Annotated in this window: 14 protein-coding genes and 1 pseudogene; 12 read left to right on the top strand and 3 right to left on the bottom strand. The window is 60.6% G+C overall.

The window, feature by feature from the left end; all coding sequences use genetic code 11:
* Window positions 1-30 precede the first annotated feature (30 nt).
* From QU595_RS17100 to QU595_RS17085, 4 genes and pseudogenes are all read left to right on the top strand, one after another.
* A complete protein-coding gene (locus tag QU595_RS17100) occupies window positions 31-921 on the top strand; it encodes an ABC transporter permease subunit (protein WP_315924053.1) in 891 nt (296 codons plus the stop codon).
* A gap of 2 nt (window positions 922-923) precedes the next feature.
* Window positions 924-2,075: a branched-chain amino acid ABC transporter permease gene (locus tag QU595_RS17095; protein WP_315924051.1), complete on the top strand. Its 1,152-nt coding sequence runs from the start codon at window positions 924-926 to the stop codon at window positions 2,073-2,075.
* Window positions 2,072-2,839, top strand: coding sequence for an ABC transporter ATP-binding protein (locus QU595_RS17090; RefSeq protein WP_315924049.1), 768 nt, complete (start codon window positions 2,072-2,074; stop codon window positions 2,837-2,839). Before QU595_RS17095 ends, QU595_RS17090 begins: the two co-directional genes overlap by 4 nt.
* Window positions 2,840-2,910: 71 nt before the next feature.
* Window positions 2,911-3,552, top strand: a pseudogene (locus QU595_RS17085) (ABC transporter ATP-binding protein); the annotation flags it as partial.
* Between the two features lie 41 nt (window positions 3,553-3,593).
* Here QU595_RS17085 and QU595_RS17080 read toward each other — a convergent pair.
* Window positions 3,594-4,355, bottom strand: coding sequence for a LuxR family transcriptional regulator (locus tag QU595_RS17080; RefSeq protein ID WP_315924045.1), 762 nt, complete (start codon window positions 4,353-4,355; stop codon window positions 3,594-3,596).
* 274 nt (window positions 4,356-4,629) lie between these two features.
* Window positions 4,630-5,220 (bottom strand): amino acid synthesis family protein, encoded by a 591-nt coding sequence (locus tag QU595_RS17075; RefSeq protein ID WP_315924042.1) that lies wholly within the window; start codon window positions 5,218-5,220, stop codon window positions 4,630-4,632.
* Window positions 5,221-5,396: 176 nt separating this feature from the next.
* Between QU595_RS17075 and QU595_RS17070 the strand changes: the two genes are divergently transcribed.
* The 7 genes from QU595_RS17070 (at window position 5,397) to QU595_RS17040 (ending at window position 12,512) form a co-directional block, all read left to right on the top strand.
* Window positions 5,397-7,202, top strand: coding sequence for a helix-turn-helix domain-containing protein (locus QU595_RS17070; protein WP_315924041.1), 1,806 nt, complete (start codon window positions 5,397-5,399; stop codon window positions 7,200-7,202).
* Between the two features lie 111 nt (window positions 7,203-7,313).
* Complete coding sequence (locus QU595_RS17065) at window positions 7,314-8,327, top strand: flavin reductase (RefSeq protein ID WP_315924039.1); 1,014 nt, start codon at window positions 7,314-7,316, stop codon at window positions 8,325-8,327.
* Window positions 8,328-8,331: 4 nt separating this feature from the next.
* Complete coding sequence (locus tag QU595_RS17060) at window positions 8,332-9,843, top strand: aldehyde dehydrogenase (RefSeq protein ID WP_315924517.1); 1,512 nt, start codon at window positions 8,332-8,334, stop codon at window positions 9,841-9,843.
* Between the two features lie 45 nt (window positions 9,844-9,888).
* Window positions 9,889-10,971 (top strand): LLM class flavin-dependent oxidoreductase, encoded by a 1,083-nt coding sequence (locus QU595_RS17055; RefSeq protein ID WP_315924036.1) that lies wholly within the window; start codon window positions 9,889-9,891, stop codon window positions 10,969-10,971.
* 2 nt (window positions 10,972-10,973) lie between these two features.
* Window positions 10,974-11,804: an alpha/beta hydrolase gene (locus tag QU595_RS17050; protein WP_315924515.1), complete on the top strand. Its 831-nt coding sequence runs from the start codon at window positions 10,974-10,976 to the stop codon at window positions 11,802-11,804.
* The gene (locus QU595_RS17045; protein WP_315924033.1) at window positions 11,797-12,201 is read left to right on the top strand and encodes a carboxymuconolactone decarboxylase family protein; all 405 of its coding nucleotides are present in this window, start codon (window positions 11,797-11,799) and stop codon (window positions 12,199-12,201) included. Before QU595_RS17050 ends, QU595_RS17045 begins: the two co-directional genes overlap by 8 nt.
* Window positions 12,198-12,512 carry an NIPSNAP family protein gene (locus QU595_RS17040; protein ID WP_315924031.1) on the top strand — a complete coding sequence of 105 codons (315 nt, stop codon included), beginning with the start codon at window positions 12,198-12,200 and terminating at the stop codon, window positions 12,510-12,512. The genes QU595_RS17045 and QU595_RS17040 overlap by 4 nt, the downstream gene beginning before the upstream one ends.
* Here QU595_RS17040 and QU595_RS17035 read toward each other — a convergent pair.
* Complete coding sequence (locus QU595_RS17035; RefSeq protein ID WP_315924029.1) at window positions 12,509-13,150, bottom strand: cysteine hydrolase; 642 nt, start codon at window positions 13,148-13,150, stop codon at window positions 12,509-12,511. The two genes, QU595_RS17040 and QU595_RS17035, sit on opposite strands and share 4 nt — an antisense overlap.
* Before the next feature lie 203 nt (window positions 13,151-13,353).
* Here QU595_RS17035 and QU595_RS17030 point away from each other — a divergent pair, with 203 nt between their 5' ends.
* On the top strand, window positions 13,354-14,526 hold the full coding sequence (locus QU595_RS17030; protein WP_315924027.1) for a glycine betaine/L-proline ABC transporter ATP-binding protein: 1,173 nt from the start codon (window positions 13,354-13,356) through the stop codon (window positions 14,524-14,526).
* Window positions 14,527-14,529: the final 3 nt, after the last annotated feature.

Here is a 14,529-nt window from a genome sequence, read left to right as displayed (position 1 = left end):
TTTCGCTTGCCCGTAGGTACGGAGGTCGCCGTGGATATTCTTGGCCAGATAATAAGCTATATATATCAGTATTTCGATAACTTCAGCTTCCTGATCCTGTCCGGTGTGGGCCTAATCATCATCTATGGGATGATGGGCGTCATCAACATGGCACATGGCGAGTTGATGATGATCGGTGCCTATGTCGCCGTCACGGCTTTCCACGCCGGAACGCCTGCTCCAGTTGCCGTGTTGCTTGGCGGATTGGGCGCCGGGGTGGCTGGTGTCATCATCGAGCGGCTGGTCATTCGGCACTTCTACAATCAACTGCTTTCTTCACTTGTCGTGACCTGGGGAGTGAGCCTGGTTGTCAGCCAAGGCACCTTATTGCTGCTGGGGCCTTCGATTATGAACATGCCCACCCCGCTCGGCAGCTTCAGCGTCGGTCCGTTTGCATTCGGCGTTTATCGAGTGGTCATGTTCATCGTGGCGGTCGGCCTGATCGCAGGGGTCTGGGCGATCTTCCGCTGGACCAAGCTCGGAATGCAGGCGCAGGCCACGATGGAGAATCCCGCCATGGCAGATGCGCTCGGCGTCGACACGCGCCGCGTGTACACCTTGACCTTTGGCCTTGGCTCGGCGCTTGGCGGAATTGCGGGAGCAATGTTCGCGATGACGGCGACGATTTCACCGTTCTTCGGGCAAAACTATACGCCGATGGCCTTCATCACTGTCGTGATCGGCGGTGGCGCGAGTCCGATTGCGGGCCTTGTTTATGCGGGGCTGTATCTTGCAGGGATTCAGACGGTCTCGTCGAACGTCTTCAATGAATATATCGGCTATGTCTCGGTGATGGCGGCAGCCTTCCTGGCGCTTCTTCTCATGCCAGCCGGCATTTCCGATTTCATAGAGCGGCGTCGTATACGCGCGACGCAGAGGTGACTATGCAAAAGCAATCAAGCGGCTTTCAGCGCTTCTTGCGCGCATTCAACGGTCAGCAAACCCTAGGCAACAGTCGTTTCTTTTGGCTTTGCTGGTTGGTCGCGGTGGTGTTGCTCGTTCTTTTGCCATTCTACGGATCTCGATACCAGGTATTGACCGCGAGCAACTTCTTGATCTCGTCCATGCTGGCGCTGAGCCTGTGTCTTATTTGGGGCTTCTGCGGGATACTCAGCTTGGGTCAGGCTGCCTTCTACTGCATAGGCGGTTACGCTTTCGGCATCGTGGCAATGAACCTGATCGAAACCCAAGCCAACACCGACTTGGCTTTGGTGGCTGGCATCCTGGTGCCGACGGTGTTTGCCGCATTGATCGGGGCACTGATGTTCTACAGCCGTCTTAAAGGCGTTTACATCGCCATTCTGATGCTGGTGACTTCTCTGCTTCTCGGACTATTCATGCGCCAAACTGCCGACCCGAGCTATGTCATCGGTTCTGCTTATCTGGGTGGCATGAACGGCCTTAGTCCGGCGACAGCCTCAGACCCTTCGCTCCCGAACATCATTCTGGGGCTCGGCGAAGCCGTATTTGAGTTCGATGGACGTAGTCGTGACTTTTATTGGCTCGTGCTCGGCATCGGCATCGTCGTCTATCTTGCACTTCGCTGGATCGTGAATTCCAGCTTCGGATACGTTCTGGTGGCGGTTCGGGAGGATCCTGAAAGAGCTGAAACTTTCGGTTACGACGTGCGCCTCGTGCAACTTGGGGTCTTCTGCCTTTCAGCTGCAATCGCTGGTCTTGCCGGCACGCTTTACACGGCTTGGGGCACATACATTCATCCAGATGGCTTCAGCGTAGGTGCCAATATTCTTGTCGTCATCTGGGTAGCGGTAGGCGGCCGCAAGGATTTGACGTCGGTCGTCGCGAGCACCATAGCGCTCAACTGGATTTCCATAGAACTGTCGGCATGGGGGGAGATTTCCATGTTCGTGCTTGGCTGCATACTCATCGTTGCGATGATGGCAGCGCCAGAAGGTGTCATGGCCGGTATCGGCAAGATCATCGGTCGCTTTCTAAATCGGACGGTCCGCTCTGCCGGGCGAGCTATTCCGCCGACCCAAGGCTGCAATCTACCGAAGATGGAGCGGATACAATGAATGCGCAGGCGAGAATCCACATGGTCGACGCTCCGACGCATCCGTCGCTCTCGTCGCCCATTCTCGAAGTGCGCGACGTACACAAGGTATTTGGCGGCGTGCGTGCCCTTAACGGGCTTTCACTCTCCATCGCTGAAGGTGAGGTCCATTGCGTGCTTGGGCCGAACGGGGCCGGCAAAAGCACCTTTTTCAAGATACTTATGGGGACCGAGAGGCCGACGACCGGAAAAATTCTCTACAAGGGTCGTGATGTCACCGACTTGCCAGCCTTCAAACGGGCTCGTCTCGGTCTGTCGGTGAAATTCCAGAATATCCGGGTTTTCGCCGATCTCACCGTTTTCCAAAACCTGTTCATTCCTTTGCGTCGCCACTATAGCGCCCGCCAAATACCAGAACGGGTCGCGGTGCTGCTTGCGCAAGTCAGTCTCGATGGCAGCGAACACCGCTTGGCGCGTGAACTTTCCCACGGCCAGCAGCAGTGGCTCGCCATTGCCATGTCGATGGCGTTCGATCCTGAAATCCTGCTTTTGGATGAGCCGACTGCAGGAATGTCGGTGGAGGAAACGGACAAGACCGCGGCTATCATCCGCCAGCTCAACGCACAGAAAACAACGATCATTGTCATCGAACACGATATGGGTTTCATTCGCGACCTTTGCGCGCGAACCAGTGTGTTGCACTATGGCAAGTTGTTTGCCCAAGGCAGTTTTGACGAAATTGCAGCCGATGCCGATGTTCGGCGGATCTATCTCGGCACCTTGTGAGGAGAAGATTGAGTATGCAGCTTCAAATCTCCGCGCTCAGGTCCGGGTATGGTTCCGTCCGCGTCATCAATGACGTGTCTTTTGACATCAAATCAGGGGAGATAGTCGCAGTGATCGGGCGTAACGGCGTCGGCAAGACTACGTTGATCAAGACGATAATTGGCGCGCTGCCCACAATGTCCGGATCGATCTCCTACCGTAACAAGGAAATAACTAAGCTTAGTGCCACCAATAGAGCCCGCCTGGGAATTGGTTACGTACCGCAAGGGCGCGGGATATTCACGCGAATGACGGTCGCGAGCAATCTGGCAATGGGTTCCGGTGTCGGTAACGCGGCCGCTCCCGATTTCAAGCGGGCTTTTTCGTTCTTTCCGATACTGGAGAAACGGTTGCAGCAATTGGCGGGATCAATGAGTGGTGGTGAGCAACAGCAACTTGCTATCGGCCGCATTCTGGCAGGCCGGCCAGAGATCCTTCTGTTCGATGAGCCGTCCGAAGGTATCCAGCCGAACATCGTTCAGGAAATCGGGTTGATCATTCGTCGCCTCCGGGACGAGGAAGGGCTGACGATCATGATCGTTGAACAAAATCTTCAGCTAATACGATCTGTCGCGGATTATTGCTTGGTCATGGATAAGGGGAAGATCATTGATCGCATCTCGCCTGACGATCTCGAGAACCCTGAGGTTGCCCAGCGTTACCTAGCGATATGACTCCAGAACTCAAGAAAATTTCTTGAGGCGCGTATCAACTCTCAGATGAGTCCAAGACGTACTGCGATGGCAACGGCTTGAGATCTGTTTGTTGCCTCAAGCTTGGTGATCGCATTTTTAATATGTAGCCTTACCGTCTCAATCGACCTTCCGAGTATGATCGAAGTTTCTTCTGAAGTTTTTCCGGCTGCAGCCCACTTCATGCATTCGAGCTCCCGGCTGGTAAGCTTGCTGAATCGCACGGTATCTATCTGATTTTCGAACTTCATATCCAAAATGGATTTCGTAAATGTATGCATCAATCTGAAAAGAGGCTCTCTCACAGATTCAAACATGGTATTCCAGTCGATGTCTTGCCGGTCGACTATAGCGCTCATGACCGCAAACCGTCCGAACGGAAGATGGGCCGGAACAGTGATGCCATGCGAAAGGCCGAAATCGTTTAAGTAAGAGCACGCTTCTCGCTGGACCGCGGCAAGATTTCCGTTCGCCTGCACGCGAGTCCAATCTATAGGTAAAGTTCCTTGAAAACAGGCCCGATAGTAAGGGTCTACTTTCATAAACCTGTTCCAGCCGTCCTCCCAGCCTTTCGGGAAATTACGGACGTTCAGTTTAAGCGGCAGCCAGTCACCATTTGGTAGCTGTGGGGGTATGGGCAGGTAGGCGTATAGCACCTGCGTGAAACCGAACTCTCCAACGGTGTCCATCAGAACATCGAGGGCTTGACTGAAATCCCTCGAAGTTTCCACTTGCTTCTTGATGTCAAAGGGCAGTCCGAAACCAGATTGGATCATGCCTTGCATTGCTCACGGTTATACCTGATTGCTATGCGATCATTCAGAGTAGCAATTTATCGCCGGGATGGAAGGCGTGTTTTTCAGATTCCTTTTTTTGCGGTGCACAATAGCATGTAAGGTTGTTAGTTACTGAGTTTGCTCCTTAGTTGATATCCGCTTCGTTACCGTAATGGACGCGAGTAAGGCGACGGCAAAGGACATGCTGGCTGCGCTCGTCATGTTCATAGCGGCGCAGAAGTACGCCATTTGCAATATCCAGCGCGCCGAACGCTTTCCAGCCTCACGCCGTTTTTGGCGCGATACCCATCTCCTCCATGTCCTGGAAGCGGTCGCCTATGCGCGGATGCATGCGGCCACCGTCGGACGCGCCGATAGCCACCAGAATTTCGTCGCGGTCGGGTGCGTCGCTGATGCAGAAATTCAGGGTCAGGAAGTGGGAACGCTGGCCGACTATCGTCTTGTGGGTCATCGGCAAGGAAACCATCGCGCCGGCAGGGGTGCGGGTGTTCGTGAAGTTGAGGTAGCTGGTGCCGCCCACGGCGTCGCGGAAGATGTTTCCGAAACGGAGCGTATGGATCAGGGCGGAAGCCTGTTCGATTTCTCCCCCCAGGCCGACGATGGCCGATTTGCCGTAGGCTTCGACCTTGTCGGCCGGGCACAGTTCCAGCAGCCTCCCGACGAGTTCGCGCCCCAGTATCGGCGCGGCTTCAAGCACCTCGGGACGCAGATCCTCCACGAAACCGCGCCCTGCCCAGGGGTTGGTGACGACCGCGGCGACGGCGACGGCCGTGACCGGGCGCTGTCCCGCCTTTCCGCCTTCGATGAAGACTTCCTCGACGTGGCGAACGATCTTGCGGATTTCCAGGGACATGACCTTCCTTCATCGATGCTGGCTGCGGAAACGAGTCTTTCGTTCGCATCTACGCTAGGGCAGGTCCGGGCCATCGGCTTCCTATGGAAGAGAGGAGAAACCGGCGTCGGAATGCTGCCCTATTGCTGACAGGTTCCTAATATGTGAGGGACGACGAGGAGATCGGGAGGATTTTCTTGAAGGCCATAGACCGCCCCCTGTCGCGCGTGCTGCACGACGTTGCCAGTCTTATCAACTCCAGCGTGGACCTGAGCACCACGCTGCAGCATCTTGTCGATGCCGCTTGCCACCACACCATTTGGTCGATGGCCGGCGTGATGAGCATCGACGAGGCCAGCGGCGATGCGCTGGTGGTAACGCGCCATGATCCCAACCTCCTGGCCGGAACCTATCGCGACCGCTGGACGCTCGCCACAAGCCCGTCGCTGACCGCTCTCACCCGCGGCGAGCCCGTCGTCATCCGCGATGCACAGGCCGCCACGGAATATCCCGGCTATCAGGCAGAGGCCGTCCAGCGCGGCTATCGCACCGTCGTCGTGCTGCCGCTCGGCTGCCGCGACATGGAAGGGCGCGCCATGGTGCTCTCGGTTCAGTCGCGAAGCATAGTCGAACTCGGCGAGGCCGATCTTTCCTTCCTCGAGACGATCGTGCATCTCGGTGCCATCGCCGTGGACAAGGCGCATCGGCTGCGGGCCGAACGTGTAGCGACAGAGCGTCTGCAGTCCGTGCTGAGCGCGCATTCCGCGCTGATGCACAAGGTTCTCTCCGATGGATCGGTCGGGTCGGCGGCGGCGATGGCGGAGACCTTTCTGGCGACCCCGATGGTGGTGGTCGACCTGACCGCCAATCTGGTCGTCGCCGGACGCTCGCCGCGAAAGGATATCGTGGACGATGCGGCGTGGCGCGAAGAGGTCGACAAGAAGCTGAACCGGCAATTGCTGAAGGTCGCTCGTCAGGCGGCGGACGGAACGCGGCTCGGCACGAGCAGGCTCTATCTCAATTGCGGCGGGCAGCATCTCGATGCTCCTGCGATGGTGGAGCCGCTGACCGTCGATGACGAGACGGTGGGCGCCTTGATCGTGTTTCCGCCGCAGGAAGATGCCGACGGTCTCGACAGCCTGCTTCTCGAGAGTGCCAAGTTTGCGCTCAGCGTGCAGATGATGCGCTCCCATGTCCGGTTCCGGAGCGATTCCCAGACTTCGAGCGAGCTGTTTGCCGAGATCGTCTCGGGCAACTGGAGGAATGTGGGCGACCTGACGGCGCGGGCGCGCCGCCTCGGCATAGAGGTCAACGCACCCGCCAGGCTGATCGCCATTTCGCTTCCGCGTGAAACCGGCGGCTCGGCCCGGCCGCTTCCGGAGTTGCATCGATCCATCGTACGGCTGGGCGAGCAGCAGAATCCGGCACCCGTGACGGCGGTGCTCGACGACATCATCCTGTGCCGGGTACCGGGCTCCTCCAGGGAAACCGAGGCAGCGATCAAGACGCTCGTGCGCAAGATCGTGGAGGAAGCGAAATGGAGCCTCGACGTCAGGCCCATAGTGGTGACTGGCAAGACCTGCTCGAGCATACAGGACCATGCCGCGGTGTGGCGCGAGTGCGAACGAATGGTGCGCCTTGCCATTCGGTTCAATCGCACCGGCCAGCTCACAGCGCAGGATTTTGGCCCGTTCCCTTTGCTGCTTTCGGCTGCCGACAGCGCCGAGGTGCGGTCCTTCGTCGAAATGACGATCGGCCAGGTCATACGCCACGACAAGGATAATCACGGGGACTACATCAAGACACTGACATCGTTCCTTGAACATGGTTGCCGCAGCCAGGCCTGCGCCGACGCACTCGGCCTTCACGTCACGACGCTGCGGTATCGACTGAATCGCATCCAGGAATTGTTCGGCATCGAGATCGATACGCCGGAGCGCCGTTTTGCGCTGGAACTGGCAATCCGTCTTAACGAAACGCTGTCGCAGGATGCCCCGATCTGAGGCAATCCTGCTCCGGCACCTAGGAGACTGACCGCATCCTCTCCTGCGGACCGCAGGAAGAGCCATTTCGCGCATGGCCCTATCCTTTCCGGAACTGGAGAGGCCTGGCGCATGTTGCCCGTGAGCGAAAAAGAGCAGAGCACGATCGATCCCGTCGAGTTGCGGCGGGCTTTCGGCACCTTTGTGACTGGGGTCACCGTCGTCACCACGCGCGACGAGGACGGCCTGCCGCGCGGCATGACGGCGAATTCCTTCACGTCCGTCTCGCTCGATCCGCCGCTTCTTCTGGTCTGCATCGGCAAGGCGGCGAGCAGCTTTCCTGCGTTCAATTCTAGCGACAGCTTCGCCGTGAACGTTCTGCACGACCGGCAGAAGGACGTGGCAAGCGTCTTCGCCTCCAAATCGGCGTCCAAATTCGAGGCGGTCAGCCACGACGCCATCCATACTGGCGCACCCGTTCTTTCCGATAGCCTGACCTGGTTCGATTGCACGGTTCATAGCCGGGTAGATGCGGGCGATCATGTCGTCCTGATCGGCCGCGTGCGCGCTTTCGGCACAAGCCCGGCCGCACCGCTTGGTTTCTGTCGGGGCCGGTTCGCCTCGGTCGAGGACCCGATGCCTCCCGGATGGACGCCTTCGCGCCGCATGGTGATCGGCTATCTGGTCGAGCATGAAGGCCGCATCCTGCTGCGCAGTGACGGCGCAGGCGGCTGGGGCCTGCCTACGGCGAACCGCCGCAAAGCCGGCGACATCGTCAGCCTGGACGAGAACGGCGCCGTGGCGCTGCTTTCCGACGACGCGTTCCTCTACTCGGTGTTCGACGTCGCCGACCAGGAGCCGGGCTATGTCGTCTATCGAAGCATCCTGTCCGGGCAGGGCGGCGCGGTGCCGGAACTGTCGCCTTCGCTGAAGTTCTTTGCGCCCGACGAGTTGCCCTGGGCGCACATCCCGGTCCGGCAGATTCGCGCGATGCTGCGGCGCTACCTGCATGAGCGCAGCGAAGCGCGCTTCGGCATCTATGCCGATTCCAGCGATGGCGGCCGCGTGGCCATGATCGATGGCGCGCCGCGCCCCTGGCGAACGCTGAACGGCCTGGCCGTCGACCACGAAACCGCAGACGGGTGAGATGATGGACCTTACGATGAAGGCGATCGAAGGGTCGCGTCAGGATCTTTATATTGGCGGCGAGCGCGTGGCGCCGAAATCGGGCCGCTACATTCCGAGCTACGACCCCACAAATGCCGAGCCCTGGTACGAGGTCGCCGACGCGGGCGCCGAGGATGTGGACACCGCCGTGGCGGCGGCGAAGAAGGCATTCCACGATCCGGCATGGAGAAGACTGACCCAGACCGACCGCGGCAAGCTGCTGCGCCGTCTGGCCGAGCTGATCGCCGAACAGGCCGACGAGCTCGCCGCCATAGAGATGCGCGATAACGGCAAACTGCTGAAGGAGATGCGCGCGCAGCTCCGCGCCGCGCCTGACAGTTATCTCTATTTCGCCGGCATGGCCGACAAGCTGCATGGCGAGACCATACCGGTCAACAAACTCGACATGTTGAACTTCACGCTGCGCGAGCCGATCGGCGTGGTCGGCATGATCTCGCCATGGAATTCGCCGCTGATGCTTTTGACCGGCACGCTGGCGCCTTGCCTGGCGATCGGCAACACGGTCGTCGTCAAGCCTTCCGAGCACACTTCCGCGTCAACCCTCGCGCTTGCCGAACTGATCGCGCGGGCGGGCTTTCCGGCCGGCGTCTTCAACGTGGTGACGGGCAGGGGCGCCTCGGCGGGCGAAGCGCTGACGCTGCATCCCGACGTCGCCAAGATCGCCTTCACCGGCAGCACGGCGACGGGGCGCCGCATCGCCGCCAACGCCGCCAGCCGGCTGGTGTCGTGCCAGATGGAGCTTGGCGGCAAGTCGCCCCACGTCGTGTTCGGGGATGTCGATCTCGACCGCGCGGTGAATGGCGTGGTGGCCGGCGTGTTCGCCGCCGCCGGCCAGACCTGCATCGCCGGTTCCCGCTGTTTCGTCGAGGCGCATGTCTATGACGAATTCGTCGAGCGGCTGGTGGAGCGCACGTCGCGCATCCGCATCGGCCACCCGGCCGATGACGAAACCGAGCTGGGTCCTTTGGCGCTGGCGGCGCAACTCGACAAGGTCGAGCAATATGTGGGCTATGGCGTGGCCGACGGCGCGCGGCTGGCCGTCGGCGGCCGCCGACCGCAGCAGGAGGCACTTGCCCGCGGCTGGTACTACGAACCGACGGTGCTTGCCGATGCGCGCAACGACATGCGTTTCATGCGCGACGAGATTTTCGGGCCCGTGGTCGGCGTCACGCCCTTCCGCGATGAGGCCGAGCTGATCGCGCTGGCCAACGACACGAATTACGGGCTCGCCGCCGGCATCTGGACCCGCGACATCGACCGCGCCATGCGCTTCGCCCGCAGTGTCGATGCCGGCACGGTGTGGATCAACACCTATCGCTCTGCCGCTTACATGTCGCCCTCCGGCGGTTTCAAGGAAAGCGGCTACGGCAAGCGCGGCGGTTTCGAGGTCATGCGGGAATTCTCGCGGCTGAAGAATGTCGTGCTCGATTATTCCGGCGCTACCCAGGACCCGTTCGTCATCCGCCTGCGCTGACGTTTTCCAGAACAAACTGCTGAAACATCCGAAAAGGTCACTGCCATGAAGTTTTCCGTAGCCCTGCATATGGAGCGGTTCAGTCCCGACACGGATATGCGCGACGTGGTGGGCCGCACCCTGGAAATCGTGCGCATGGTCGATGCCGGGGGGTTCGAGACGATCTGGTCGGCCGAGCACCACACCATCGAATTCACCATCGCGCCGAACCCGTTCCAGGTGCTGACCTGGTGGGGGGCGCATACGGAGCGCATCCGCCTTGGCACCGCGACGCTGGTGGCGCCTTACTGGAATCCGATCCGTCTTGCCGGCGAGGCCGCCCTTTGCGACCACCTGACCGGCGGAAGGCTGGAATTCGGCATCGCGCGCGGCGCCTACCAGTACGAATTCGACCGCATGGCCGGCGGCATCCCGCAGCAGGAAGGCGGGGCCTATATGCAGGAGCTGGTGCCCGCCGTGCAGAAGCTGTGGGCCGGCGACTACGCGCATGAAGGCAAGTATTACAACTTTCCGCTCGCCACCTCCGTGCCGAAGCCGCTGCAGCAGCCAAATCCGCCGATCTGGGTTGCGGCGCGCGATCCCGGCACCTTCGACTGGGCGGTGCGCAACGGCCACAATATCCTTTCCACGCCTCTGTCGCGGCCGGTGGCCGAGGTCGGCATTCTCGGCGACAAGTTCAAGAAAGCGGTGGCCGACCACCCGAATGTCCCCAAACCGCGCTTCATGATGCTGCGCCGCACCTGCGTCTATGAAAGGCCGGACGACTGGGAACTGCCGGTCCGTCGCAGCATCGATTATGGCCGCAGCTTCGAGAACCTGTTCCAGAACATCGGCACCGTGACCAACGGGTTCCCCGAAGCCGTGCCTTACGAGGCAGTCGCCAACCGTGACCAATATGACCCGCAGGCGGTCCGCGACAACCTTGTCTTCGGCACGCCGGACGAGGTGATCGAGAAGCTCATGGTCTATGAAGCCGCAGGAGTCGACCAGTTCTGCCTCGGCCTTGCCTTCAACCTGCCCTTCGAGGTCCAGAAGAAGTCGCTTTCGCTTTTCATCAAGGAGGTGATGCCGGTCTTTGCCGCGCGCGAGCGCGATGCGATGAAGCAAAAGTCGCGGGCGATCGCGTGACGATGGCAGAGGAGAGCGGCACGGTCGATGCGGTGTTCGACGCAGGTGGCGTCGGCATCCGCTATCGGCTGGAAGGCGCGGGCACGCGCCGCCTCGTCTGCGTGCATGGCGTCGGCTCCTATCTCGAGGCATGGGACGGGGTGATCGAACGGCTCGCGCCGCGTTTCCGCATCCTGCGCTTCGACCTGCGCGGCCACGGCCGTTCGGCGCGCGTGAAGGGACGCTACGAGATCGGCGATTTCATGCGCGAGCTCCTGCTTCTTGCGGATCATGTCGGCTTTACGCGCTTCGCCCTGGCCGGTTTTTCCCTCGGCGGGCTGATCGCCCAGCGCGCGGCGCTCGATCATCCTGACCGCGTCGAGCGGCTGGTGCTGCTCTCCACCGTCGCCGGACGCAACGAGGCGGAGAAGGAGCGCGTCCTGAACCGGCTCTCCATGCTCCAGAGCAGGGAACCCGGCTCACATTACGACAACTCGGTGAGCCGCTGGTTCAGCCAAGAATTTCAGCAGGCCAATCCGGACCTGATGGCGACGCTGCGCGCGCGTAACGCAGCCAATGATCCGGACTGCTACGCCTCGGCCTATCGCGTGCTGGCAGAGAGCGATTTCGGCGACGAGCTGGGTGAGATTCGCTGTCCTACCCTGATCGTCACCGGCGAGGAGGACCAGGGTTCCAATCCGCGCATGGCAAAGCTGATGAACGAGCGGATTCGCGGCTCGCAACTGGCGATCCTGCCCGGCAAGCGCCATTCGATTCTCATCGAGGCGCCGGCCGATGTCGCCGACCTCATGCAGGATTTCCTGCTTTCAGATCAGGTGACCGCCCATGGATAAAGACCTTCGCATCAAGGGCGAGAAGGTTCGACGCGCCGTTCTGGGTGACGACTACGTCGATGCGGCACTCGCCAGCGCCGACGATTTCTCGATGCCGTTTCAAGACGTGCTGAACGAATATTGCTGGGGCCAATGCTGGACCGAAGACGGTCTTTCGCTGGCGCAGCGCAGCCTGCTCAATCTCGGCATGCTGGCGGCGCTGGGGCGCATGCACGAATTCAAGGTGCATTTCCGCGGCGCGATCCGCAACGGGCTGAGCGATGCGGAGCTGCGCGCGGCACTGATCCAGGTTGCCGTCTATTGCGGGGTGCCGGCAGGCGTGGAGGCGTTCCGCGTCGCCCGCGCGGTGCGCCAGGAAATGGCGGCGGAAGCGACGGGCGGGAAGGTCGAGCGGTGATCGTCGAGGAGCGCATCTACAAGATCAAGCCCGGCAAGCTCGCTCGCTATATGCAGCTCGTGCGCGAAGAAGGTCTGGCGATCCAGCAGCCGATCCTCGGCAATCTCATCGGCTATTTCCAGACCGAGATCGGGCCGCTCAATCACGTCGTGCATCTGTGGGGCTATCGCGATCTGAACGATCGCGCCGAACGCCGCAAACGGCTTGCCGAAGATCCCGCCTGGCAGGCTTTCACCGTGAAGCTCACCGAAAACCTAGACGGGCTCGAAAACCGGATCCTCGTTCCGACCGACTTCTCGCCGCTACGCTAGATTGCGGCGAGCTGACCAAGCCTGAAAGTTTCTACGACCTCGTCGGCGGTCATTACCCAACCATAATTGCGCGCGAAAGCATCGAGGGTCGCCCGCTGGCTCGGAACATAGTTGGACGAGACTGCATCCTCCACGAGAATGGTAGGATAGCCGAAATGCACAGCGTGGCGTGCGCTGTCCTCCACGCACATCTCCGTCACGGTGCCGACAAAGACGAGGCCGTCGACCTTCAGCGCCTTCAGTCTCTCTTCGAAATCGGTGGCATGGAACGCACTGAAATAGATCTTGTCGAGCACCGTCTCGCCGGGAAGCGGCAAAAGCTCATCGATCACCTGCGCGGCATCCAGCATCCCTTCCGCATCTCCATAGGAGCGCATGAAACCCGGCACGCAGGCGCAGGTCGGAGCGTCGAGCAGACCTATCCACCCAAGCTTGCGGGCCAGCGGGCGGTAGAGCGGATCGGCGACATAGCGGGTGAAAATCACCGGCTTTCCGTTCGCGCGAAAGGCGTCCATGAGCTTATGGATCGCCGGTATGGTTCCACGCGCCGCCGACACCTCCATCGGCGCGCCCTTCCGGACGAAATCGTTCTGCATGTCCACGACCACAAGGGCCGGATTCGTCAGTTCCGTCAGCACGCGTTTTCTCCGGATCGATGCGGAACACAAGCTATAACGCCAGCGCTGCCGACCGTATGCTCCTGTTCGTAGCATTTGAGCGCACCGGCATCCTCAGCAATGGGGGAAGACGCTGATCGCGATTGTCCGTTCATTAGGCGCAATGGCGGCCCCGCGCTGCAACTGATAACAGCATAAACGCAGCGGGGGCGTGGAGAATCGGCGTGACAGACCGCATAACGATTGAAAACCTCTACAAGATATTCGGCAAGTCGCCCGAGGCTGCGCTGCGCTTGCTGGCGCAAGGGGAATCGAAGGAAACGGTTCTCGGCCGGACCGGTCAAGTCGTCGGCCTGCATGATGTTTCGCTGTCGGTTCCCGCCGGCTCGATCTACATGATCATGGGTCTGTCCGGTTCCGGCAAGTCGACGCTGGCGCGCTGCATCAACCGGCTGGTCGAGCCGGATGCAGGCCGTATCCTGATCGATGGAGAAGAGATAACCGGCATCGGAGAGGCGCGCCTGCGCGAGGTGCGCCGTACCCGCATCTCCATGGTGTTCCAGCACTTCGCTCTGCTGCCGAACAGGACCGTGGTCGAGAATGCCGAGTTCGGCCTGAAGCTGCGAGGCATCGGAGCCCGCGAGCGGCGGCGCAAGGCCATGGAGGTCCTCGACGTGGTCGGGTTGGCTTCCTGGGCGCATCATCGCCCGAGCGCGCTGAGTGGAGGCATGCGCCAGCGCGTCGGTCTGGCGCGGGCGCTGGCCACGGAAGCGGACGTGCTCATCATGGACGAAGCGTTCTCGGCGCTCGATCCGCTGATTCGCAGCGAAATGCAGGAGGAACTGCTTCGCCTGCAGCAGACGCTGCGCAAGACGATCCTGTTCATCACGCACGATTTTCAGGAAGCGCTGAAATTAGGCACCCGTATCGCCATCATGTCGGAAGGCGCCGTGGTGCGCGAGGGTACGCCGCAGGAGATCGTCCAGGCACCGGGCAACGACTATGTCGCCGCCTTCACGCGCGATGTCGATCGCTCGCGTGTGTTCGACGCCGCTTCGATCATGAGCCCTGTCCTGCCGATCGTGATCGGGCCGAATGGACTTTTTACCCGGGAAGGCGAGCCAGCTCCCGATGGCGGTTTCGCTGTCGATCCGGAAGGGCGCCTGCTTGGATACTGTCGCACCGGCGACATCGAGAAGTTGAGGGTGTCTCCGCGCCCGCATTCGCTGCTATCCCAGGATTACGTCGCTGTGTCGGGCGAAGACAAACTAGTCGAAGTGGCGGCCCATTGCCGCCCCGAACGTCCGGTTGCCGTAGTCGATCGGGAAGGACGCTTCGAGGGAAGTATCGAAACCTCGAGGATACTGTCGCGCATCGGCGAAAAGCCGGCCATCTAGATC

It is taken from the genome of Mesorhizobium sp. SP-1A (assembly GCF_032460275.1).
Lineage (GTDB): Bacteria > Pseudomonadota > Alphaproteobacteria > Rhizobiales > Rhizobiaceae > Mesorhizobium.
Note: the sequence above shows the minus strand (reverse complement) of the source record. Positions and strands in the feature narration are given on the sequence as shown.